Source organism: Pseudomonas sp. LBUM1651 (assembly GCF_059716135.1).
Genome location: NZ_CP166805.1, coordinates 4,583,567 through 4,605,068, shown reverse-complemented (window position 1 = coordinate 4,605,068; position 21,502 = coordinate 4,583,567). Strand labels below are relative to the sequence as shown.

Sequence of the window (21,502 nt, the reverse complement as noted above, 5' to 3'; positions counted from 1 at the left end):
GCCTCGTTGATTCAGACACCCCGCGTTATCTTTGCCACCATCGCGAGCGAGCTCCCACAGTCTCTCATCAAAGAAGCTGAAATTGGGTCAGGGCCCATCAGGTGCAATTGCTGGAGGACTGGAAACGATGTTACCCATGAAACGACCACGGTTGTCTGCCGTGCAGGCCTTGCCGGATTACCGTTTGGCGCTGACATTTATCGACGGTCAGCAACTGACGCTCGATTTGAGCCGTGACCTGCGTACCTATCCAGGATTGCAACCATTGCTGGAGGCGGGTGCTTTCGACGGTGCAACCCTGGGCGATGATGGCTGGAGTGTCGAGTGGTCTGAGCAGGATATCCAGATCGGCGCAGACACTGTGTATCTGGACGCGCTCGCGCAGAACGCAGCGGATGAAAACACCCGGATCTTCATCGACTGGCGTGCGCGTACCGGATTGCCGCTCAATCAGGCGGCCGAAGCGTTGGGGGTCAGCGCTCGCAGCATCACCCGCTACAGCAGTGGTCGTGAAGCCGTGCCCCGATCATTGGCCCTGGCCTGTCTGGGCTGGGATTCTTTGCAGCAGCAATCAAACCCGACGCGTGCGGCCGAAGAAACCGGCCGCTATACCGTTACGCGCAGACCTTAACTGTTATCTGGCTTCGACCGCTCATATCGGGCATTGAAGGCTTGAACGAAACCGTTACGCAATATCTGCAAAAACGCCTGGAACGCGCTGATATCTTGTCGATGCACATTTCCGCTCAGTTCCACGCGCGTCGCAAACTGATTCTTGCCCTGGTTTTTCAGCACGTTTTCGGTTCCACCGACGATGGCTTCCCAAATGGAGCGGAAAATCCCTTTATCCTTGTTTTCCACATCCTGCTGCCAATTAAACACGTCGACGTCCTTTAACAGCGGTTTGATGTAGCCGGTCAATTTGGCCTTTTTCGCTTGCGCTTCAATCACCACATCGCCGTGACCGGCATTGAAATCGAACTTGCCATAGGCCGAGGCGAAGTCGTTCATGCGCTTGAGCTGGATGTTCCTGGCCCGCAGGCGGAACTCGAAGTCCTCAAAGTTACTCAGCGGGTCGAAAGTTGCGGTGGTTTCCAGTGGCGCGTGGTCCAGCAACAGCGCTTTACCTTCGAAGCGTGCGTCGCGCTTGCCGTCTTTGTCGGCGACGTTGGTCAGGTTGTAAATGCTGGCGTTGACCTGGGTCGCATTCATGTTGACGGGGGGCTTGGAATTGAAGTTTCGAAAGCTGATCTTGCCGTCGAAGATTCGTATTTCGTCGAAGGTGATCGGCGCCAGTTTGCTCAATTGCGCACGCCAGTCGGTACCCTGACCGGTTTGCGAGTTTTGCTTGTTGGCGCCGCCGTCGACGAAGTTCACCTCAGGGTTGAAGAACTGCACCTTGGCCACCACCGCGTGGTCGTACAAGAGCGAATGCCAGCTGACAGAAAGGTCGATCAACGGCGCATTGACGAAGGGCACCGGGACCTTGCCATCGACCTTGACGATTTTCAGCCCGTTGATTTTGTAGGCACCTCGCCACAGAGCCAGGTCTACGTCGGTGATCTGTCCACGGTAGTCGCCCATGTCGGCGAGCTTGTCGTTCAGGTAGTCACGCACCATGTAGGGCAGGGCAACATGCAAGGTAATCAGTAGCACAACGAGGCCGACGAGGGTCCACAGGGGCCAGCTGTATCGACGTTTCATGATGGAAAATCTCTGGCGATGTAAGACCATTGACTGCGGTGGTCAGCGGACGTTCGACCCGACTGGACGACCACGGGCAACAGGCATACCGTGAAGGGCTAATTCAACGCTGCATAAGGACCCAGCCATGAGCCGTATTTTTGCTGACAACGCCCATTCCATCGGCAATACGCCGCTGGTGCAGATCAACCGCATCGCTCCGCGCGGCGTGACCATCCTGGCCAAGATCGAGGGGCGCAATCCCGGTTATTCGGTCAAGTGCCGGATCGGAGCGAACATGATCTGGGACGCCGAAAGCACCGGCAAACTCAAGCCTGGCATGACCATCGTCGAGCCCACTTCCGGCAATACCGGCATTGGTCTGGCGTTCGTTGCCGCTGCACGGGGCTACAAGCTGATGTTGACCATGCCGGCGTCCATGAGCATTGAGCGTCGCAAAGTGCTCAAGGCGCTGGGCGCCGAACTGGTGCTGACCGAGCCGGCCAAAGGCATGAAGGGCGCGATCGAAAAGGCTGCGGAGATCGTCGCCAGCGCCCCGTCCCTCTACTTCATGCCGGCGCAGTTCGAGAACCCGGCCAACCCGGCCATCCACGAGAAAACCACCGGTCCGGAAATCTGGAACGACACCGACGGCGCGGTCGATGTGCTGGTGGCAGGGGTTGGAACGGGTGGAACCATTACCGGAGTTTCGCGGTATATCAAGAATACCCAGGGCAAACCGATTCTTTCCGTGGCGGTTGAACCGCTGGTTTCGCCGGTGATTACACAGAAGCTGGCCGGTGAAGAAATCAAACCGAGCCCGCACAAGATTCAGGGGATCGGCGCCGGTTTTGTACCGAAGAACCTGGACCTGTCGATTGTGGACCGTGTCGAACTGGTGACCGACGATGAATCCAAGGCCATGGCCCTGCGCTTGATGCAGGAAGAAGGCATTTTGTGCGGTATCTCTTGTGGTGCTGCCATGGCTGTGGCTGTACGCCTGGCGGAAACCCCGGAAATGCAGGGCAAGACGATCGTGGTGATCCTGCCCGATTCTGGCGAACGCTACCTGTCGAGCATGCTGTTCAGTGATCTGTTTACCGAACAGGAGAATCAGCAGTAGACGACGATTTTTTGATCGTGGAGTGGGGGTTGATTCGGGTCAGCCCCTGTTCAGGAGAGGTATGTTAAGAAGTGCTTTATTGCACAATTCTTAACACTGAATGTTGAGTTATGCGGGTTTTTCCCGAAGCCGGTAATGTTTATCATGGCCGGCGGCCACGTCGGGTAAATGGCGTTGTGCAGAGTTGTTTTTTCTCAAGGAGTTGTTGATGACCTTTTCCTTTGCCGCGAAGGCGTCGCTGTTGCTGCTGTTCGTGGGCAGTACTCTTTATGTGCATTTGCGCGGCAAGGCGCGTTTGCCGGTCCTGCGTCAGTTCGTCAACCACTCCGCGCTGTTCGCGCCTTATAACGCCTTGATGTACCTGTTCTCCAGCGTGCCCTCCAGGCCTTATCTGGACCGCAGCAAATTCCCCGAACTGGACGTGCTCAAGGACAACTGGGAAGTCATCCGCGACGAAGCGATGCACCTGTTCGACGAGGGCTACATTCGCGCTGCCGAAAAGAACAACGACGCCGGGTTTGGCTCATTCTTCAAGAAGGGCTGGAAGCGTTTCTACCTCAAGTGGTACGACAAACCCCTGCCATCCGCCGAAGCGCTGTGCCCGAAAACCGTGGCGCTCGTCAGCAGCATTCCCAACGTCAAAGGCGCCATGTTCGCGTTGCTGCCCGGTGGCAGTCATCTCAACCCGCACCGCGATCCGTTTGCCGGTTCCCTACGCTATCACTTGGGGCTGTCGACTCCGAACTCCGATGATTGCCGCATTTTCGTCGACGGTCAGGTTTACGCCTGGCGTGACGGTGAAGATGTGATGTTCGATGAAACCTACGTGCACTGGGTCAAGAACGAAACCGAGAAGACTCGGGTCATTTTGTTCTGCGACATCGAACGTCCGCTGAGCAACCGACTGATGACTCGCCTCAACCGCTGGATCAGCGGCTTGCTCGGTCGCGCCACAGCGTCGCAAAACCTCGACGATGAGCGGGTTGGCGGGATCAACAAGGCCTATGCCTGGAGCAAGAATTCCAGCGACAAGGTCAGTGGTGTGGTCAAGCAGTGGAAGCGTCGCAACCCCAAGGCTTACCGCGTGTTGCGACCGGTGCTGGCGGTGGTGGTGTTGATGTTGTTGGGGTATTGGTTGTTTGGGTGATTCCGGGCAAGAAATGAAAAACCGCTCATTGAAGCGGTTTTTTTTCGCCGAAGTTATGGTCGCCCGGCGAGCACGTCAGGTTCACCTTCGACCCCCGTCGCAAGGACCTGTAAAAGGCGCCGCTGACTGGCCGTCAGTTCTACTTTAACAGGCTTGTTTTCCTGAGCGGAGGAACGTTTTCTTATACGGGGATTTCTGATGACTCCGTGCATATTTCCTCCGTTATCGGTCATTAATTGAACAGTTTTCACGATACTAGGCTCTCCACTGTTTTGACAAGTCGACCTTCAGCGTCTTCGTTGAAGTCGAGACGTTTATAAATAGGAATTGCACCTTCCAGCGGTTCCTGTACTTCGATGAATCTACTACCGATAATCAGGGCGTAATGTTCGATGGCCGAAACAGCCAGGGCGGCAATGCGGTTTTTTAAAGGATGTGCTTCCCGCGGTCGCCCTTCCAATCGCACGATGCGGATTCGTTGCCGACTGTTGTTCGGATTCGCGAAGCATAGTCCGCACAGTTCCTCTTCGAACCAGATGGCGACATCCAGAGACAAAGGCTCCTTTGCTTACCATCCTGTGACCTCATCCCATAAAAAGTGTGGATCCTCCCAGCGCTCGCAAGCATCCAGCGCCTGCGCATTGATGGCGTCAAACCGTACTCGCGATAGATCAATGTCCGTTGGGCCGATACTGGAGCAGGCTGTTCCTGCCGAATGGGTCGATCAGGTGTTCGAAGAACACCGTCAACGCCAATACCCGCGCGAGCTATTGTTTTCGACCATCGTTGAGCTGATGTCCCTGGTTTCATTAGGTTTGCGTTCTTCCTTGCATGCCGCTGCACGTCAGATGGAGGATCTACCGGTCACCTTGGCGGCGCTTTATGACAAGGTCAGTCGCACAGAGCCCGCATTGCTGCGGGCCTTGGTCACCGGCAGCGCAGAGCGTTTGGCGCCGACGATAAAAGAGCTGGGCTGTTCAGCGATTTTGCCTGGCTGGCAATTGCGCATTGTTGACGGTAATCACCTGCCTTCTACCGAAAAGCGCTTGGGGGCACTACGGCGTGAGCGAGGTGCAGCTCGGCCGGGTTTTTCGGTAGTGGTCTATGACCCGGACCTGGATCAGATTGTCGATTTGCAGCCTTGCGAGGACGCCTACGCGAGTGAGCGCGTCAGCGTGCTGCCCTTGTTGGCTCGCGCCAGTGAAGGACAGCTGTGGATGGCTAATCGGCTTTATTGCACGCTGCCCGTCATGCAAGCCTGCGAGGAAGCGCGCGCCTCGTTCATTATTCGCCAGCCCAGCAAACATCCACGCCTGATTCAGGAAAGCGACTGGCAAGAACCGGTGCCAGTCGAGGCCGGAACAGTGCGCGAACAAACGATCGAGCTCAAAGGTGGCCACCGCTGGCGCCGAGTTGAGCTGAACCTGCAAGCACCGACCGAATCAGGCGACTCTGTGATGTGGTTCTGGAGCAATCTGCCCGAGAGCATCAGCGCCGAGCAGATCGCCGATTTGTACCGTCGCCGCTGGAGTATCGAGGGAATGTTTCAGCGTCTCGAATCGGTGCTGGACAGCGAGATAGAAAGCCTCGGTTCTCCCCGCGCGGCCTTACTGGGCTTTGCTTCGGCGGTGTTGGCCTATAACGTTTTGGCCGTTCTCAAACGCAGTGTGGAGCAAGCCCATCGCGAGACTCAGGCCGAAGGCTGGGAAGCCTCGACGTTCCACTTGGCGGTACAAGTACGCAGTGGATTTGAGGGTATGCAGATCGCGCTGCCCTCGGATGTCCTATTACTTCAATCGAGCTCAGAAACTCTGCCTCAACGCCTGTTGGCGCTGGCCAGAATGATCAAACCCAAACAGGTCGCCAAAAGCGTACGCGGTCCGAAGATCGCCAAGCCCAGGGAATGGCTGGAGGGCAAGTCTGCACATGCTCATGTGTCGACGGATCGCGTGCTTAAGGCTTCTAAAAAGAAAACACCTTGAAAGGGCTGGCCCTTACGGCGAGTCACTTTTCCAAACGCAGAAAAGTAAGCAAAAGGCTTCGCCCCAGCGTCCGGCCCCTCGCTTAGGCTCGGCGTTCCTTCGCTCCGGTCCTGCTCCGTCGGCCCGCCGCCATCGGCCATCCATGCCGGGTTGCCCACTGCGCAGAACCTCCACTCAGCCTCCCGAAGGGGCGGGCAGATCAAAAGCTGGCGAGGCGAGCTAACGCTCGGCCTCGTGGTTTGGTTGGTGTACGCCGATCCGCTATTGTAGGAGCTGAGCTTGCTCGCGAAGGCGGCCTGACAGCCGACCTGTTCTCGTGGATGTACCGGAATCCCTGTGGGAGCTGGCCTGCCAGCGATGGCGGTCTGACAGACGACCATTTTTTCGGATGTAATTGCCCGTCAAACTCAGCGCAAAAAAAACCACCTCTTCAGGTGGTTTCTTCTCAACAGTTCCGATCAGTCGTAAATCACTTTCTTCTTCCAGTCCGCATCCGCCTCGACGTCCTTGAGGCCTTCGGTCAACTGGTTCACTTCACCTTCAACCGGCGCAATGTTGTCCATGACTTGTGCGTTTGCACGGGCCAGGAGCTTTTCCAGGTATTCGAGCTGTTCGGCGTAGACCTGAGGTTCCTGCTGTTTACGCAGGTACTGCACGCCGCGTTCGAATGCCAGGCGAGCCTGGCCAGGCTGGTTCTGTTGCAGGGAGTGCTGGCCGAGGTTGTTGAAGAACTCGATGTGCAGCAGGACCAGGATGTGGCGAACTTCGCGGATCCAGCGTTTGGCTTCGTTGGGCGGCAGGAAGCCGTCCTGTGCCGCGCGGGTGATCTGGCCGTGCAGGGCTTCGAGCAGGAAGCGTACGTCCTTGGCTTTGGCTTCGGTCTGGATCGGTGCCGGCGGGTTGTTGACCGGGATCGATTCACCTTGGGCGACCAGGGTGTTCAGTTCACTGATGCGCACCTTGAGGTTGGCGCTGGACTTTTCGAGGTTCAACAGGCGCTGGCAAACGTTCAGCTCCAGGCGGGTCAACAGCAGCTTGAGAGCCGGTGTCATCAGTTGGCCAGGAAAGGTCTCGGTGATTTCGCCGCAGCGGCGCAGGCGGTCGTTGAGTTCAACCTTGGTGCGGGCCCTTTCCAGTTTATTGTTTTCCACCACATGGTTCATGTACCCAATGGCGATCAATAGTGCGATCCCGGCTACGACTAGCAGGGTGATCATGAGTGGTGTCACCGGTAAGACCTCTTTATGGGATTCGCGTGCGAGTGTAGTGGCTTGGCATGGGAGCGCATAGGGCCGCTCGACGGGTTGGATCGAACATCCTTCAGTCTGTATCGACCGCAACGCTGCTTATATAAGTAATAGCGTGTGAGGTGCACATTGCCATCATCTGCTACGTGGGTGGACTATAACGTCTTGGCGGGTGTCAGAATATAGGCGTCAAACTCCGGACGACCAAAAAGCCGTATTCACCGCCCAAAGCAGGGCGAAGTCATTGATTTAAATAAATTTATATCTGGGGGTTGACGACCCCTCAATCCATCCATAGAATGCGCGCCACTTACAGCGTAAAGCACACAGCGAAACGCGGTAGGGAGTGAATGTTGTACGTGTGTCCCCTTCGTCTAGTGGCCTAGGACACCGCCCTTTCACGGCGGTAACAGGGGTTCGAGTCCCCTAGGGGACGCCAATATGCGGGAATAGCTCAGTTGGTAGAGCACGACCTTGCCAAGGTCGGGGTCGCGAGTTCGAGTCTCGTTTCCCGCTCCAATTTTAAACAGCGTTGCTTTCGGGCAGGGCTGAGTGAAACCAGAACCAAGTCTTCGGATGCGGGTCTGGGCACCGAAACACACACCATGTGTTCCGGGCAGCGTGTCCCCTTCGTCTAGTGGCCTAGGACACCGCCCTTTCACGGCGGTAACAGGGGTTCGAGTCCCCTAGGGGACGCCATTTGCGGGAATAGCTCAGTTGGTAGAGCACGACCTTGCCAAGGTCGGGGTCGCGAGTTCGAGTCTCGTTTCCCGCTCCAAATTCACAAAAACGCCGCTCATTGAGCGGCGTTTTTGTTTGCGCGTGATTTGTATCCGAGCCAGCCAAAAGGCCCGCCAGTCAGACTGAGCGGGCCTTTTTCATGGGCGCTTTTTTACATCGACAGGATCAGGCGCCCCGCGAACAGAATCAGAATCACCCCCATGGTGCGTTCAAACCAGTGCCCCATGCGCATGAACAGCACGCGCACCCGGACGCTGGAAAAAAACAGCGCGACGATCACAAACCACAACGCGTTCACGAAACACATCCAGATGCCGTAGAGCGCCTGAATGTTAAGCGGTGTCGTGGCGCTGATGAGGGTGGTGAAGATCGCCAGGAAAAACAGCGTGGCCTTGGGATTGGTGGCATTCGTCAGGAACCCGGTGGTGAACGCCTTCAGCAGCGTTTGCTCGACCATCGGTTCGTCTGCTTCCTTTTCACCCTCCAGCACCGATTTGGGTTGGCTGCGCAACAGACTGACGCCGAGGTACAGGATGTAGGCGCCGCCCACGACCTTGGCCACCGTCAACAGCCAGGGTGTGGTGTGCATCAATGCGCCGACGCCGAGCAGGGTGTAAAGCACATGCACGGAAATGCCCGCGCCGATGCCGAGCGCCGTACAGATCCCCACCCCTCGACCGAAACGCACGCTCTGGCGGATGGTGACCGCAAAGTCCGGCCCAGGTGCGACCACGGCCAGAAAGTGGATAGTCGCCAGCGCCAGAAACTCGCCCAGGTAATTCGAATACTGCATCTCAACTCCAGAACGTAAGGGGTGAAGCATTGCCGCGATAGCCGACAAAGAATGAAAGGCTCAAGCGCGGATCGGCCACACCCGGTGTCACCGAGTGCATGCAGCGCGAATTGAACATGATGAAATCACCCGGCTTGGGGCAGACCTCCAGGACCGGAGTGCCGAGCAGCGCCGGATCGATGCCGTAACTGTCGCCGCGCATTTCGTCGAACTGGTCCGGGGAAATGTCGTGGTCCCACATCTGCAGTGCGCCGCCCTCGGTGGGCATATTCAGGTACACATTGCAGGCGAACTGCGCGTCGAGGCTTTTGGCCTGAAAACTGTCCGGGGCGTCCTTGGCGAAAATGTCGTGGTGGGCCAGAAAACACACGCCCGGTTTCACCACCCGGGACAGCCCGACGTACATCTTGCGACCGTAGAGGTTTTCCAGATGCGCGCCCGCCGGCCAGGACTCATCGAGCATGCAACGCAAAGTGTCGACCGGGGACGAATAGGGCGCGCAACGATTGCGTAATTCCGCGATGTTGCGTGTGGCGCGTTCGAAATAATCCTCGATCAGCAGTGGCTGGTTTTCTGCTTCATAAAACGCCATGCCGATTCGACCGATGCTCGGCGCGTTGATATAGCCTTCAAAGCCGGGCGCGAGAATCTTGTCGCCGATCTGAATCGCCAGAGGCGGGGGCAGGAAGCCTTTGACCCGGATGGCGAGGACTTCTTCGTTGGCCAGTTTTTTTATGCACGTCTCATCGAGACGCTCGACGTCAAGCATCATGGTTCAGGTCCATCTATCGGATAGTCAACGGAACCTGCGAATGCAGGCTCCCCGGCGCCAGGCGAGGCCGGGTTCGGCATCGCCCACTTGCTCAATCCACGCTGTAGTGGACTGACAGCGTTCCTTTCTTCTGCGAAACAGAAGCGATCGTGACCGTGCCCAAATCCTTCAGGCTACGTACATGGGTGCCGCCACAGCCGTAGGCAGGCAGTTCACCGAAACCGATTTCCCGGGCGCCTTCGCGCAGCGATGTCAGACGCGGCAGGTCATGGGCGATCCACTGTTCAATACCGAACCCGACGGTTTGGGCATCAACTTCCTGTGCGGAGTCCGCCGGTTTGAACTGCACACGTCCTTCGCCCGGCCAGTGATGAGCCTTGATCGGCATCCAGCCCATGGCCTGTACGAAATGGCCGATCAGATGGCCGGCGGAATGCATCCGCGTATTGAACTGACGACGTGCCTCATCGACGCGAATCTGGGTCATGCCGGGATTTACCGGGCGGTCGACGAAATGGATGATCCGGTCCGGATCCTGTGCCACGCGCAAGACCTGGCTTTCGCCTATCCAGCCGGTGTCAAACGGCTGTCCGCCGCCCTGAGGGTGAAACAGTGTTGCGCGCAACTCCACGGCGAACTCGTTCTCGTGAGGCGTGCATTCCAGTACTTCCACGTTGGCCTTGAGGTCATCACTATGGAAAAAGAGGCGAAGCGTCATATTCCATGCCCTCATTAAAGATTCTGTTTTTTATTATATGAAGCGTGGAATTGCGTGATAATCCGTTCAAACATCAAAGGACTGTTGCACCGTGAGCATAAATCTTCCACTGCCGTTGCTGGGTGAAATGGCGATTTTCGTCAAGGTTGTCGAGACCGGAAGCTTCTCCGAAGCGGCGCGTCAGTTGGGCTCTTCACCTTCGGCGGTCAGCCGCAGCATTTCGCGTCTGGAGAAGGCGCTCGCCACCCGTCTGCTGCAACGCACCACGCGCAAGCTGCGGCTGAGCGACGGTGGCGAGGAAGTATTCAAGCGTTGCCAGGAGATGGTGAGCGCGGCCAAATCGGTGATGGAAATCAGTGGCCAGTTCACCCATGAAGCGGAAGGACTTGTTCGAGTCAGCGTGCCCAAAGCCGTAGGGCGATTCGTGATTCATCCGCATATGCCGGAATTTCTGCGGCGTTATCCCAAAGTGGATGTGGAGCTGTTACTCGAAGACCGTCAGGTGGATTTGATCGATGACAACGTCGATCTGGCGATTCGTATTACCGACCGCCCCCCGGCCGGGCTTGTGGGACGGCAATTGTTGACCATTGACCATTTGCTCTGCGCAACGCCGCAGTATCTGGCCGAGCACGGCACGCCGACTCATCCCCACGACTTGCTCAACCACAGCTGCATTTACCTGGGCGAAACGCCGAGTGATGCGCGATGGAAATTCAAGAAAGGCACCAAGGCTGTCACCGTCGGTGTGCGCGGGCGTTATGCCGCCAATCACACCGGCGTGCGATTGGGTGCGGTGTTGCAGCACATCGGGATTGGCAGTTTGCCGTACTTCACAGCGCGTTATGCGCTGGAGCAGGGCTTGATTGTGCAGGTGCTGCCGGACTGGACGTTTCTGGCGTCGTACCACGGCGGTGCTTGGCTGCTGCATTCGCCGACCCGTTACCTGCCGCCGAAGCTGCGGGTGTTGATCGATTATCTGGTGGAGTGTCTGGAGAAGGAGCCGACGTTGAGCAAGCCGGGGAAGCCCGGGGCGTCGGGCAAGGTTGCGGCGGAGTATGAGTTACCTGAAAGTGATGGGTTGCTTTGAGGGACGCCATCGCGGCGATCCGACTTGCCCGCGAAGGCGTCCGCCCAGACACCACATCACTCGTCAATGCCACAAAAAAAGGCCCGCATGTTTAACCATGCGGGCCTTCTGTATTTCTGATCCGCAATCAGTGCTTGCTGTCATCGTTCGACATCGCCAGCAGCTGTTTTTCCTGATTCCAGTCAAACGGTTCGTCGTTCTGTTCAGCTTCGAAGCGACGTTCTTCCAGCGCCTGGTACAAGTCGATTTCATCATCGGGCATGTAATGCAGGCAGTCACCGGCGAAGTACCACAACAGGTCGCGGGGGACCAGGTGGGCGATTTGCGGGTAACGGGTGATCACCTGGCACAGAATGTCCTGGCCCAGGTATTGGCTTTCGATCGGGTCGACCGGCAGCAACGCACGCAGTTCATCGAAGCGCTCCAGGAACAAGGCATGGCTTTCTTCGGGAACCTGTTCGGCCTCACCCACGGCGACCAGGATGCTGCGCAAGTGGTCAAGCAAGACGAGATGATCGGCAACGACGTTGGACACGAGATAAGTCCTCAAGAGCAAAACGGGCGCGGGAGTATAAAGCTCCCGCGCACCTTTTTACATGGCTGGCTGGATCAGCGGACTTTTCCTGCCGCCAGCACCAGCTCCTCTTTGTCGAAATCATCGACATCGATCACCTTGCGCCGCGCCACTTCGGCATCACGCAGTTTCTGCGCTTCCACCGGCTGCAACACCCCAGCTTCCAGTGCGGCATCGATGACGTTTTCCCCGGCAACCGGTTTGACCTGACCGCTTTTGAGCGCCACATGCAGTTTTTTCTGCACGGCCTGCGCCGCGTTCAACAAGTCGCAGGCGTGTTGCAGGGCACCCACGGCGTCATCGGCCGATTGCGGACGGAAGCAACCACCGAGCAATTCCTCCAGGGTCGGATCGCCTTTGGCCCGGCCAATCACTGCGGCCACTTCGGCACCGAGTTTGTCCGATGGCCCTTTGTGCCGGCGACCGAACGGGAACACGATCACACGCAGCAGGCAACCCAGCACCTTGTTCGGGAAGTTGGTCAGCAATTCATCCAGTGCACGTTCCGACTGACCAAGGCTTTCTTCCATGGCCCAGGTGAACAGCGGCGCCATGTGCCCGGGTGAATCAAGGTCGTGATAACGCTTGAGCGCGGCGGAAGCGAGGTACAGGTTGCTGAGCACATCCCCCAGACGCGCCGACAGGCGTTCGCGACGTTTCAGTTCACCGCCGAGCAGCATCATGCTCAAGTCGGCGAGCATGGCGAACGCAGCAGCCTGACGGTTAAGCGCACGGAAGTAACCCTGGCTGAGCTTGTCTCCCGGTGCATGTTCGAAGTGGCCGAAACCCAGGTTCAGCACCAACGTGCTGGCAGCATTGCTCACGGCAAAACCGATGTGCCTGAGCAGCAGGCCGTCGAATTCGGTGAGGGCCTGATCCTTGTCCTCACGACCGGCAAGGGCCATTTCTTTCAGGACGAAGGGATGGCAGCGAATCGCGCCCTGGCCGAAGATCATCAGGTTGCGCGAGAGGATGTTCGCGCCTTCCACGGTGATGAAGATCGGCGCGCCATTCCAGCTGCGACCGAGGTAATTGTTCGGCCCCATGATGATCGCCTTGCCGCCATGAACGTCCATGGCGTGGCTGATGCACTCGCGGCCGCGCTCGGTGAGGTGATACTTGAGAATCGCCGACAGCACCGACGGTTTCTCGCCCAGGTCCACCGCGTTGGCGGTGAGCATCCGCGCCGCGTCCATCATCCAGGCATTGCCGCCGATGCGCGCCATGGCTTCCTGAATACCCTCGAACGCCGACAACGGCACGTTGAACTGCTCACGAATCTGCGCGTACTGACCGGTCACCAGGCTGGTGAACTTCGCCGCGCCGGTACCCACCGCAGGCAACGAAATCGAGCGCCCGACCGACAGGCAGTTCATCAGCATCATCCAGCCTTTGCCGAGCATGTCCTGGCCGCCGATGAGGAAGTCCAGTGGAATGAACACGTCCTTGCCGGAGTTCGGGCCGTTCATGAACGCAGCGCCCAATGGCAGATGACGACGGCCGATTTCAACACCGGCGGTGTCGGTCGGGATCAGCGCCAGGCTGATGCCCAAGTCTTCTTCATCACCCAACAGGTGATCCGGGTCATACGCCTTGAACGCCAGGCCGAGGAGGGTGGCGACCGGCCCTAGCGTGATGTAACGCTTTTCCCAGTTCAGGCGCAGGCCGAGGGTTTCCTTGCCTTCCCATTCACCTCTGCAGATCACCCCGGTGTCGGGCATCGAGCCGGCATCGGAGCCGGCCAGTGGCCCGGTCAATGCGAAACACGGAATGTCATCGCCGCGTGCCAGACGTGGCAGGTAATGGTTGCGTTGTTCGTCGGTGCCGTAATGCAGTAACAGCTCGGCCGGGCCGAGGGAGTTGGGGACCATCACGGTGGACGCGAGGTCACCGCTGCGGGTCGCCAGTTTCATGGCCACCTGGGAGTGGGCATAGGCGGAAAAACCCTTGCCACCGTACTCCTTGGGAATGATCAGGGCGAAGAAACCGTTCTGCTTGATGTGGGCCCAGGCCTCTGGCGGCAGGTCCATGTCTTGCCCGATCTGCCAGTCGCTGACCATCGCGCAGAGTTCGTCGGTCGGGCCGTCGATGAAGGCCTGTTCCTCTTCGGTTAATTGAGCTTTTGGGTAGGACAGCAGTTTGTCCCAGTCCGGCCGGCCGCTGAACAGTTCGCCGTCCCACCACACCGTGCCGGCGTCGATCGCATCGCGCTCGGTTTCCGACATCGGCGGCAGGGTTTTCTGGAACCAGCTGAACAGCGGCGCGCTGAAGTATTTACGGCGCAGGTCGGGCAGCAACAAAGGCGCCGCGACAGCCGCGATCAACACCCACAGCACCAGCAGCAACCAGCCTGGGGAGCGGCTGAAGGCGCCCATTGCCACCACATAAACGGCAACGATGCACAGGGCGGGCAGCGGGGCGATACGGCGGTGGGCTAAATACGCAATCCCGACAACCAGAACCAGTATCCACAACAGCAGCATATTTAATCCTCCGTGAAACAAGGGCAAAAACAACCTTCAGAGCTTAGACGGCATCCGCAAAACAGGGTGGTCAGAGCGATGTGATTGAAATCGTGGGAAACTTCGATGAGTTTTGCAGGACCGGTTGGTACCGGGCCAGATCGTTCGCTGGGCGGGCGACAAAGCGTCCATGTTTGGCCGAAACGTCGTTATCTCTGTGCTGAACCTGTCGCTAGACTCGTGGCTTCCCCAGGAGATTGTCTTCATGCACGAGTATCTGCGTCCCGGCCGCTTCATCGATAGTGACCACCCGTCGGTGGTGGAGTTCGCCGAAAAACATCGTGGCAATAGTCGCGAACCGCTCGAGCAGGCGATCAATCTTTATTACGCGGTGCGCGAGGCCGTACGTTACAACCCTTATACGTTCAGCCGCGACCCAGACACCTTGCGTGGCAGTTATGCGCTGGCGGCCGGGGAAAGTTATTGCGTGCCCAAAGCCACGCTGCTGGCAGGTGCGGCCCGGCATTGCGGGATTCCCGCGCGGATCGGTCTGGCGGATGTGCGCAATCATTTGTCGACCCCGCGTTTGCTGGAATTGCTCAAGAGCGACGTGTTCGCCATGCATGGTTATACAGAGTTGTACCTGAACGATCGCTGGGTCAAAGCCACGCCGGCGTTCAACCAGAAACTCTGCGAACTGTTCAACGTTGCACCGCTGGAGTTCGACGGGATCAATGACAGTGTTTTCCACCCCTTCAATCGCGACGGCGAGCAATTGATGGAATACCTGATCGACCACGGCCAGTTCACCGACGTGCCGGAAACGTTCTTTTTCGAGCACCTGGAAAAGTGCTACCCGCATCTGTTCAGCGAACAGCTGCCGCCGCTGCTGGGTGACATGCAGAGCGATTTGAGTCGCTCCTGATCCGGCGTATGCTGCCTGCGCATTCATCCATAAAGAGGCGGTCATGCTGAAGATCTGGGGTCGGAAAAATTCGTCGAATGTCAGAAAACCTTTGTGGGCCGCCGAGGAACTGGACCTGGCCTATGAGGCCATCGATGCGGGCGGTGCCTTTGGTGTCGTCGACACGCCGGAGTACCGCGCGATGAACCCCAACGGCCGTGTGCCGGTCATCGAGGACGACGGCTTCGTGCTGTGGGAATCCAACGCCATCGTGCGTTACCTGATGGCCCTTCACGCCAGCGATACCCATTGGTATCCGGCGGATCTGAAATTGCGCGCCGCTGCTGACAAATGGATGGACTGGACGACTTCAAGTTTTGCCGGCCCATTCCGCACGGTGTTCTGGGGTGTCTTGCGCACGCCGGAAGACAAGCAGGACTGGCCGGCCATTCACGCCGCGATCAAGGAATGCAACGATCTGCTGGCGATGGCCGATCAGGCACTGGCGGCCAAACCGTACTTGTCCGGCGATGAAATCGGTATGGGCGACATTCCCCTCGGCAGCTTCATTTATGCCTGGTTCGAGATGCCGATCGAGCGTGCGCCGCAGCCTCATCTGCAAGCCTGGTATGCGCGACTGAAGCAGCGTCCGGCGTACAAGAAAGCCGTCATGACCGCGTTGACTTAATACTCACTATCGACACACTTGACTGTACTTGTGTGGCGGCGACAAGCACCATTGCGCTCATGCGCCGCGGTTGCAGTGTTCGCCGCCCGCCCTTATTGATCCCTTTCTTCCCTTCTTGGTGCGTAAATCCGATATGAGTTCCGCTCTGTCCATCCGGCAGCTAACCAAAACCTACGGCAACGGTTTCCAGGCCCTGAGTGGTATCGATCTGGACGTCGCCGAAGGTGACTTTTTCGCTTTGCTCGGCCCGAACGGCGCCGGCAAATCCACGACCATCGGCATTCTCTCGACCCTGGTGAATAAGACCAGCGGCACGGTGAACATCTTCGGCAACGACCTGGACAAGAATCCTGCGCAGCTCAAGCGCTCCATCGGCGTGGTGCCCCAGGAATTCAACTTCAACCAGTTCGAAAAAACCTTCGACATCGTCGTGACTCAGGCGGGTTACTACGGCATCCCGCCGAAAATCGCCAAGGAACGCGCCGAGCAATACCTGACTCAGCTCGGTCTGTGGGACAAGCGCGATGTGCCTTCGCGTTCGCTGTCCGGCGGCATGAAGCGTCGACTGATGATCGCCCGCGCACTGGTTCACGAACCGCGCCTGCTGATCCTCGACGAACCGACGGCCGGGGTGGACATCGAACTGCGTCGTTCGATGTGGACGTTCCTGACAGAGCTGAACCAGAAAGGCATCACCATCATCCTCACCACGCACTATCTGGAAGAGGCTGAGCAGTTGTGCCGCAATATCGGCATCATCGATCACGGCACCATCGTCGAGAACACCAGCATGAAACAGCTGCTCGGCCAGCTGCATGTGGAAACCTTCCTGCTCGACACGAAAAACACGCTGAGCGCTGCGCCGCAGTTGCTGGGTTACCCGACCCGGTTGCTCGACGGTCATACCCTGGAGGTCCAGGTCGACAAGGCCATGGGCATCACCGCGCTGTTCACTCAACTTGCGCAACAGAACATCGAAGTGCTGAGCCTGCGTAACAAAACCAATCGCCTCGAGGAGTTGTTCGTGTCCCTGGTGGAGAAAAATCTGTCGAAGGTGGCGGTATGAGTTCCGAGCTGCAACCCAACCTCGTCGCCCTCAATACCATCGTTTACCGTGAGGTCAAACGCTTCACCCGGATCTGGCCGCAGACGCTGCTGCCGCCGGCGATCACGATGGTTTTGTACTTTGTGATTTTCGGTAACCTGATCGGCCGGCAGATCGGTGACATGGGTGGTTTCACCTACATGGAATACATCGTGCCGGGGCTGATCATGATGTCGGTGATCACCAACTCTTATGGGAACGTGGTGTCGAGTTTCTTCGGCAGCAAGTTCCAGCGTTCCATCGAAGAGTTGATGGTGTCGCCAGTGTCGCCGCACACGATTCTGATCGGCTACACCCTGGGCGGCGTGCTGCGCGGGTTGATGGTCGGGCTCATTGTGACGCTGTTGTCGCTGTTCTTCACTCAGTTGCAGGTGCATCACCTGGGCGTGACCATTCTGGTGGTGGTGCTGACGGCGACGATCTTCTCTCTCCTAGGGTTCATCAATGCGGTGTTTGCGCGCAACTTTGATGATATTTCGATCATTCCGACGTTTGTGCTGACGCCGCTGACTTACCTGGGCGGGGTGTTTTACTCGATCTCGTTGTTGCCGCCGTTTTGGCAGACTGTGTCGTTGGCGAATCCGGTGCTGCATATGGTCAATGCGTTCCGGTACGGGATTCTTGGGGTTTCGGATATCCGGATCAGTGTGGCGATTACGTTCATGCTGGTGGCGACGGTGGTGTTGTATATCGGTTGTGCGCGGTTGTTGGTGAGTGGGCGGGGGATGCGTACTTAAGCTCTCTTGGGGCTGAGTACATATCCGGTTCTGCGGTAACGGCCGCTTATGGTTCCGCCCTTACGGCGGGTTACTTGGAAGAGCGCCAAGTAACCAAGCGCTTTTGCCCCTTTCGTTCGGTGCCTCGCTAAGGCTCGGCATGCCCTCGTTCCGGTCCTGCTCCGTGGGCCCGCCGCCATCGGCCATCCATGGCCGGGGGCGGCTAACCCGGCATCCTTGCCGGGTTGCCCACTGCGCAGAACCGGAACGAAGCCTCTCGAGGGGGCGACTACCGCCACAGCACCGCGAGGCGGCCTACCGGTCGGCCCTTCTCTTTGATTGTGCGCATTCCCCTGTGGGAGCTAGCCTGCTAGCGATGGACGTCAACGATTACGCGTGCGGTCTGAATGAACGCGGTGTCTGGACGTTTTTCGCTAGCAGGCTAGCTCCCACAGGGGATGTTTGGCGGGCATGACATTGGTGTTCACCGCCGATGACCTTGACGAATATCAGGTCGGCTATCAGGCCGCCTCGCTTTGGCTGTTGATCTGGCTTTTGATCTTGATCTGCCCCGTCGGAAGGCCGAGCGCAGGTTCTGCGCAGTGGGCAACCCGGCATGGATGGCGGCGGGCCCACGGAGCAGGACCGGAGCGAGGGAATGCCGAGCCATAGCGAGGCACCGTACGTCAGGGGCGCAGGCGCTTGGTTACTTGGCGCTTTTCCAAGTAACCCGCCGTAAGGGCGGAACCAATAGCAGCCGTTACCGAAGAAACGGATATGTACCCCAAACCAGTCCACCAAAAAAAAGGCCTCCCAACACGGAGGCCTTTTAACATTCACAACATCCGTTTTTTCTTCCGCCGAGCCCACTGCCGACTCACCCACCACCGCCAATACATCATCACCAAACAATAGGCGAGCGCACCCAACACTAGCCCCACCACCACCGAACCCAGCAAAAACGGCTGCCAAAGCGTAGAGAGCTCGCCGCTAATCCATTCCCAGGTCAACTCATCCGGCAGATGACGAGCCGGCACGTCCATCAGCCACGCCCCAGTCTGATAGGTACAAAAGAACACGGCCGGCATGGTGATCGGGTTGGTCAACCAGACCAGACTGACAGCAATGGGCATGTTGCCCCGCACGACGATGGCGAGGATGGCTGCCACCAGCATCTGCAACGGAATCGGCAGGAACGCCGCAAACAAACCAACAGCCATGGCCCGCGCAACCGAGTGACGGTTGAGGTGCCAGAGGTTCGGGTCATGCAGCAGAGTGCCTAGAAAGCGTAAGGATTTGTGTTCCCTGATGCTGGTCGGGTCTGGCATGTAACGTTTGAATAAGCGCCGGGGCATAGGGCTTCTCGGTCGGTTAAGGCGGCAAGTATGTCTGGATTCTATGAGCCGCCCATTCAGACTTTGTGACAATTAATAACGATGCACGTGCCGTGAGCCGGCTATGCCTAGGAGGGGACTCTCAAGGACGGGCGTATGCGCACAGGGATGATGGCGCTGGCGTTGGGTCTGCTGGCCCTGCGTTTTTTGCCGGTATTACCGCCGGTCTGGTTATGGCTGGTGTTGCCCGTAATGGGATTGATGGTGCTTCCGTTCCGGACGTATCCATTGGCGTTTTTCCTGTTCGGCTTCAGTTGGGCTGGCGCGAATGCGCAGTGGGCGCTGGATGATCGACTGTCGGCGAATCTCGATGGCGAAACCCGTTGGGTCGAAGGCAGGGTGACGGGATTGCCGCAGAATAATGAAGGCGTTGTCCGTTTCGAACTGACGGACGCTCGGTCGCGACAGGCAAAGGTGCCGTCACTGATGCGCCTGGCCTGGTACGACGGACCACCGGTCAACAGTGGCGAACGCTGGCGGCTGGCGGTGAAATTGAAGCGTCCTGCCGGGCTGCTCAATCCCCATGCCTTCGATTACGACGCCTGGCTGCTGGCTCAACGCATTGGTGCAACCGGGACCGTCAAGGACGGCCAGCGTCTTGTCGAAGCCAGGTGGGCCTGGCGCGATGGCATCCGCCAACGCTTGCAAACCGTGGACGCTCACGGGCGGACCGGTGCACTGACGGCGCTGGTGCTGGGGGATGGCGCCGGGCTGAGTCGCGAGGACTGGCAGGTGTTGCAAGACACCGGCACCTTGCACCTGCTGGTGATTTCCGGGCAGCACGTCGGTCTGCTGGCAGGCGTGGTGTATCTGCTGATCGCCGGGCTGGCGCGCTACGGTATGTGGCCGAACCGCTTGCCGTGGCTGCCATGGGCGTGCGGACTGGCGTTCGCCGCTGCCCTCGGCTACGGACTGCTGGCGGGATTCGAAGTGCCGGTGCGGCGAGCCTGCGTGATGATCGGGCTGGTGCTGTTATGGCGCCTGCGATTTCGCCACCTCGGTGCCTGGTGGCCGTTGTTGCTGGCGCTCAACGCGGTGTTGTTGCTGGATCCGCTGGCGAGTCTGCAGCCTGGTTTCTGGTTGTCCTTCGCGGCGGTGGCGGTGTTGATCTTCATCTTCGGCGGTCGTCTCGGCCCTTGGCGATGGTGGCAAACCTGGACCCGCGCTCAATGGCTGATCGCAATCGGCCTGGGCCCGTTGCTGCTGGTGCTGGGATTGCCGATCAGTCTCAGCGGGCCGGTCGCCAATCTGCTTGCAGTGCCCTGGATCAGTTTGCTGGTATTGCCGCCGGCCTTGCTGGGAACCCTGTTGTTACCGCTGCCTTATGTGGGCGAGGGGTTGCTGTGGCTGGCGGGCGGGCTGATCGACTGGCTGTTCAAGGGCCTAGGGTTGATGGCCGGTCAATTGCCCGCGTGGGTGCCCGTGGCGATTCCATTGTGGACATGGGCGCTGGGCACCCTCGGCGCGGTTCTGCTATTGATGCCGCGCGGTGTACCGCTGCGCCCGTTGGGTTGGCCGCTGTTGCTGTTGCTGGTTTTTCCTCCTCGGCCACTGTTGCCCGAGGGGATCGCCGAAGTCTGGCAACTGGATGTCGGTCAGGGGTTGGCGATTCTGGTGCGAACCCGCCATCACACGCTGTTGTATGACACCGGCCCGCGCTTCGGCGACTTCGACCTCGGCGAGCGAGTGGTGCTGCCCACCTTGCGCAAACTGGGCGTGAACGGACTCGACCTGATGTTGCTCAGCCATGCCGACGCCGATCACGCCGGTGGTGCGCGAGCAGTTGCCCAGGGCTTGTCGGTGACGCGAGTGGTCAGCGGCGACCCCGAAGCGCTGCCCGTCGAATTGCACGCCGAGGCCTGCGAGAGTGGCCGGCATTGGACTTGGGACGACGTGAGATTTCAGCTCTGGCAATGGCCTTCCGCCGCGGACAGCAATCAAAAATCCTGTGTCCTGCAGATCGAAGCCAATGGCGAGCGCTTGCTGCTGACGGGTGATATCGACAGCGCCGCCGAACGAGCCCTGCTCGACAGTCCGCTGGCCGTGCCCACCGACTGGCTGCAGGCGCCGCACCACGGCAGCCGCAGTTCGTCGTCAATGGCGCTGCTCGCCGCGATGCAGCCCAAAGCGGTGCTGATCTCACGGGGCAACGGCAATTCCTTCGGTCACCCGCATCCCACGGTCATGGCCCGCTACATAAAACGCGGCATGGCGATCCATGACAGCGCTGAGCAGGGTGCCATTCGTCTGCACCTCGGACGCTTCAAGCCAGCGTCGACGATGCGTCAGGAACGGCGTTTCTGGCGTTCCATGCCATAACCGAGCGTTATTAAAGCCCGACCGGATGCGACATCACGGTCTTC

18 protein-coding genes, 4 tRNA genes and 1 pseudogene are annotated in these 21,502 nt (G+C 58.6%); 15 read left to right on the top strand and 8 right to left on the bottom strand.

The annotated features are described in order from the left end of the window. Nucleotides 1-60 precede the first annotated feature (60 nt). Together ACA066_RS21495 and ACA066_RS21490 are read left to right on the top strand one after the other, a co-directional pair. Nucleotides 61-140, top strand: a pseudogene (locus tag ACA066_RS21495) (DUF4160 domain-containing protein); the annotation flags it as partial. Further along, on the top strand, nucleotides 128-631 hold the full coding sequence (locus ACA066_RS21490) for a DUF2442 domain-containing protein (RefSeq protein ID WP_497696540.1): 504 nt from the start codon (nucleotides 128-130) through the stop codon (nucleotides 629-631). The pseudogene ACA066_RS21495 and the gene ACA066_RS21490, both read left to right, overlap by 13 nt. Here ACA066_RS21490 and ACA066_RS21485 read toward each other — a convergent pair. After that, nucleotides 628-1,704 carry an AsmA family protein gene (locus ACA066_RS21485; protein ID WP_497696539.1) on the bottom strand — a complete coding sequence of 359 codons (1,077 nt, stop codon included), beginning with the start codon at nucleotides 1,702-1,704 and terminating at the stop codon, nucleotides 628-630. The genes ACA066_RS21490 and ACA066_RS21485 overlap by 4 nt on opposite strands. 127 nt (nucleotides 1,705-1,831) lie before the next feature. Between ACA066_RS21485 and cysK the strand changes: the two genes are divergently transcribed. The 3 genes from cysK to ACA066_RS21470 all read left to right on the top strand — a co-directional run bounded on the left by cysK (nucleotide 1,832) and on the right by ACA066_RS21470 (nucleotide 5,935). Continuing rightward, nucleotides 1,832-2,806 (top strand): cysteine synthase A, encoded by a 975-nt coding sequence (cysK, locus tag ACA066_RS21480; RefSeq protein ID WP_497696538.1) that lies wholly within the window; start codon nucleotides 1,832-1,834, stop codon nucleotides 2,804-2,806. Between the two features lie 208 nt (nucleotides 2,807-3,014). Then, a complete protein-coding gene (locus tag ACA066_RS21475) occupies nucleotides 3,015-3,953 on the top strand; it encodes an aspartyl/asparaginyl beta-hydroxylase domain-containing protein (RefSeq protein ID WP_497696537.1) in 939 nt (312 codons plus the stop codon). Nucleotides 3,954-4,627: 674 nt separating this feature from the next. Beyond that, a complete protein-coding gene (locus tag ACA066_RS21470; protein ID WP_497699935.1) occupies nucleotides 4,628-5,935 on the top strand; it encodes an IS4 family transposase in 1,308 nt (435 codons plus the stop codon). A 458-nt stretch (nucleotides 5,936-6,393) separates the two neighbouring features. Here the strand turns inward: ACA066_RS21470 and ACA066_RS21465 are convergent, their stop codons facing one another. Next, complete coding sequence (locus ACA066_RS21465; RefSeq protein ID WP_497696536.1) at nucleotides 6,394-7,152, bottom strand: hypothetical protein; 759 nt, start codon at nucleotides 7,150-7,152, stop codon at nucleotides 6,394-6,396. A gap of 393 nt (nucleotides 7,153-7,545) precedes the next feature. On the opposite strand from ACA066_RS21465, the gene ACA066_RS21460 reads away from it, so the two are divergent. From ACA066_RS21460 to ACA066_RS21445, 4 genes are all read left to right on the top strand, one after another. Next, a tRNA-Glu gene (locus tag ACA066_RS21460) sits at nucleotides 7,546-7,621 on the top strand. Nucleotides 7,622-7,625: 4 nt separating this feature from the next. Then, a tRNA-Gly gene (locus tag ACA066_RS21455) sits at nucleotides 7,626-7,701 on the top strand. 104 nt (nucleotides 7,702-7,805) lie between these two features. Beyond that, nucleotides 7,806-7,881 (top strand) — tRNA-Glu (locus ACA066_RS21450). Nucleotides 7,882-7,884: 3 nt separating this feature from the next. Beyond that, nucleotides 7,885-7,960, top strand: a tRNA-Gly gene (locus ACA066_RS21445). Between the two features lie 114 nt (nucleotides 7,961-8,074). Here the strand turns inward: ACA066_RS21445 and ACA066_RS21440 are convergent. The 3 genes from ACA066_RS21440 to ACA066_RS21430 form a co-directional block, all read right to left on the bottom strand. Then, on the bottom strand, nucleotides 8,075-8,716 hold the full coding sequence (locus ACA066_RS21440; protein WP_497696535.1) for a LysE family translocator: 642 nt from the start codon (nucleotides 8,714-8,716) through the stop codon (nucleotides 8,075-8,077). Between the two features lies 1 nt (nucleotide 8,717). Beyond that, nucleotides 8,718-9,488: a 2OG-Fe(II) oxygenase gene (locus ACA066_RS21435; protein ID WP_497696534.1), complete on the bottom strand. Its 771-nt coding sequence runs from the start codon at nucleotides 9,486-9,488 to the stop codon at nucleotides 8,718-8,720. Nucleotides 9,489-9,579: 91 nt separating this feature from the next. After that, nucleotides 9,580-10,206 carry an alanyl-tRNA editing protein gene (locus ACA066_RS21430; protein WP_497696533.1) on the bottom strand — a complete coding sequence of 209 codons (627 nt, stop codon included), beginning with the start codon at nucleotides 10,204-10,206 and terminating at the stop codon, nucleotides 9,580-9,582. A 91-nt stretch (nucleotides 10,207-10,297) separates the two neighbouring features. Between ACA066_RS21430 and ACA066_RS21425 the strand changes: the two genes are divergently transcribed. Continuing rightward, a complete protein-coding gene (locus ACA066_RS21425) occupies nucleotides 10,298-11,296 on the top strand; it encodes a LysR family transcriptional regulator (protein WP_497696532.1) in 999 nt (332 codons plus the stop codon). A 127-nt stretch (nucleotides 11,297-11,423) separates the two neighbouring features. On the opposite strand, the gene ACA066_RS21420 is transcribed toward ACA066_RS21425, so the two are convergent. Both ACA066_RS21420 and ACA066_RS21415 read right to left on the bottom strand, forming a co-directional pair. Next, entirely contained in the window at nucleotides 11,424-11,831 is a 408-nt protein-coding gene (locus tag ACA066_RS21420; protein ID WP_027924016.1) for a PA2817 family protein, read from the bottom strand. Nucleotides 11,832-11,905: 74 nt separating this feature from the next. Beyond that, the gene (locus tag ACA066_RS21415) at nucleotides 11,906-14,353 is read right to left on the bottom strand and encodes an acyl-CoA dehydrogenase (RefSeq protein ID WP_497696531.1); all 2,448 of its coding nucleotides are present in this window, start codon (nucleotides 14,351-14,353) and stop codon (nucleotides 11,906-11,908) included. A gap of 244 nt (nucleotides 14,354-14,597) precedes the next feature. Here ACA066_RS21415 and ACA066_RS21410 point away from each other — a divergent pair, with 244 nt between their 5' ends. The 4 genes from ACA066_RS21410 (at nucleotide 14,598) to ACA066_RS21395 (ending at nucleotide 17,766) form a co-directional block, all read left to right on the top strand. Next, nucleotides 14,598-15,257 carry a transglutaminase-like domain-containing protein gene (locus ACA066_RS21410; RefSeq protein ID WP_497696530.1) on the top strand — a complete coding sequence of 220 codons (660 nt, stop codon included), beginning with the start codon at nucleotides 14,598-14,600 and terminating at the stop codon, nucleotides 15,255-15,257. Nucleotides 15,258-15,300: 43 nt separating this feature from the next. After that, nucleotides 15,301-15,924, top strand: a complete 624-nt coding sequence (locus tag ACA066_RS21405; RefSeq protein WP_497696529.1) for a glutathione S-transferase family protein — start codon at nucleotides 15,301-15,303, stop codon at nucleotides 15,922-15,924. A 133-nt stretch (nucleotides 15,925-16,057) separates the two neighbouring features. Further along, the gene (locus tag ACA066_RS21400; protein WP_497696528.1) at nucleotides 16,058-16,990 is read left to right on the top strand and encodes an ABC transporter ATP-binding protein; all 933 of its coding nucleotides are present in this window, start codon (nucleotides 16,058-16,060) and stop codon (nucleotides 16,988-16,990) included. Next, nucleotides 16,987-17,766: an ABC transporter permease gene (locus ACA066_RS21395; protein ID WP_008152390.1), complete on the top strand. Its 780-nt coding sequence runs from the start codon at nucleotides 16,987-16,989 to the stop codon at nucleotides 17,764-17,766. Before ACA066_RS21400 ends, ACA066_RS21395 begins: the two co-directional genes overlap by 4 nt. Before the next feature lie 815 nt (nucleotides 17,767-18,581). Here the strand turns inward: ACA066_RS21395 and ACA066_RS21390 are convergent. Further along, nucleotides 18,582-19,100, bottom strand: a complete 519-nt coding sequence (locus ACA066_RS21390; RefSeq protein ID WP_214377862.1) for a DUF2062 domain-containing protein — start codon at nucleotides 19,098-19,100, stop codon at nucleotides 18,582-18,584. Between the two features lie 135 nt (nucleotides 19,101-19,235). Between ACA066_RS21390 and ACA066_RS21385 the strand changes: the two genes are divergently transcribed. Beyond that, the gene (locus ACA066_RS21385; protein ID WP_497696527.1) at nucleotides 19,236-21,458 is read left to right on the top strand and encodes a DNA internalization-related competence protein ComEC/Rec2; all 2,223 of its coding nucleotides are present in this window, start codon (nucleotides 19,236-19,238) and stop codon (nucleotides 21,456-21,458) included. Nucleotides 21,459-21,502 lie beyond the last annotated feature (44 nt).

Bases quoted from the DNA above. Each gene is read 5' to 3' on its own strand.
- ACA066_RS21490 (WP_497696540.1), top strand. From the start codon at position 128: ATGTTACCCATGAAACGACCACGGTTGTCTGCCGTGCAGGCCTTGCCG.
- ACA066_RS21485 (WP_497696539.1), bottom strand. From the start codon at position 1,704: ATGAAACGTCGATACAGCTGGCCCCTGTGGACCCTCGTCGGCCTCGTT.
- cysK (WP_497696538.1), top strand. From the start codon at position 1,832: ATGAGCCGTATTTTTGCTGACAACGCCCATTCCATCGGCAATACGCCG.
- ACA066_RS21475 (WP_497696537.1), top strand. From the start codon at position 3,015: ATGACCTTTTCCTTTGCCGCGAAGGCGTCGCTGTTGCTGCTGTTCGTG.
- ACA066_RS21470 (WP_497699935.1), top strand. From the start codon at position 4,628: ATGTCCGTTGGGCCGATACTGGAGCAGGCTGTTCCTGCCGAATGGGTC.
- ACA066_RS21465 (WP_497696536.1), bottom strand. From the start codon at position 7,152: ATGATCACCCTGCTAGTCGTAGCCGGGATCGCACTATTGATCGCCATT.
- ACA066_RS21440 (WP_497696535.1), bottom strand. From the start codon at position 8,716: ATGCAGTATTCGAATTACCTGGGCGAGTTTCTGGCGCTGGCGACTATC.
- ACA066_RS21435 (WP_497696534.1), bottom strand. From the start codon at position 9,488: ATGATGCTTGACGTCGAGCGTCTCGATGAGACGTGCATAAAAAAACTG.
- ACA066_RS21430 (WP_497696533.1), bottom strand. From the start codon at position 10,206: ATGACGCTTCGCCTCTTTTTCCATAGTGATGACCTCAAGGCCAACGTG.
- ACA066_RS21415 (WP_497696531.1), bottom strand. From the start codon at position 14,353: ATGCTGCTGTTGTGGATACTGGTTCTGGTTGTCGGGATTGCGTATTTA.
- ACA066_RS21410 (WP_497696530.1), top strand. From the start codon at position 14,598: ATGCACGAGTATCTGCGTCCCGGCCGCTTCATCGATAGTGACCACCCG.
- ACA066_RS21405 (WP_497696529.1), top strand. From the start codon at position 15,301: ATGCTGAAGATCTGGGGTCGGAAAAATTCGTCGAATGTCAGAAAACCT.
- ACA066_RS21400 (WP_497696528.1), top strand. From the start codon at position 16,058: ATGAGTTCCGCTCTGTCCATCCGGCAGCTAACCAAAACCTACGGCAAC.
- ACA066_RS21395 (WP_008152390.1), top strand. From the start codon at position 16,987: ATGAGTTCCGAGCTGCAACCCAACCTCGTCGCCCTCAATACCATCGTT.
- ACA066_RS21390 (WP_214377862.1), bottom strand. From the start codon at position 19,100: ATGCCCCGGCGCTTATTCAAACGTTACATGCCAGACCCGACCAGCATC.
- ACA066_RS21385 (WP_497696527.1), top strand. From the start codon at position 19,236: ATGCGCACAGGGATGATGGCGCTGGCGTTGGGTCTGCTGGCCCTGCGT.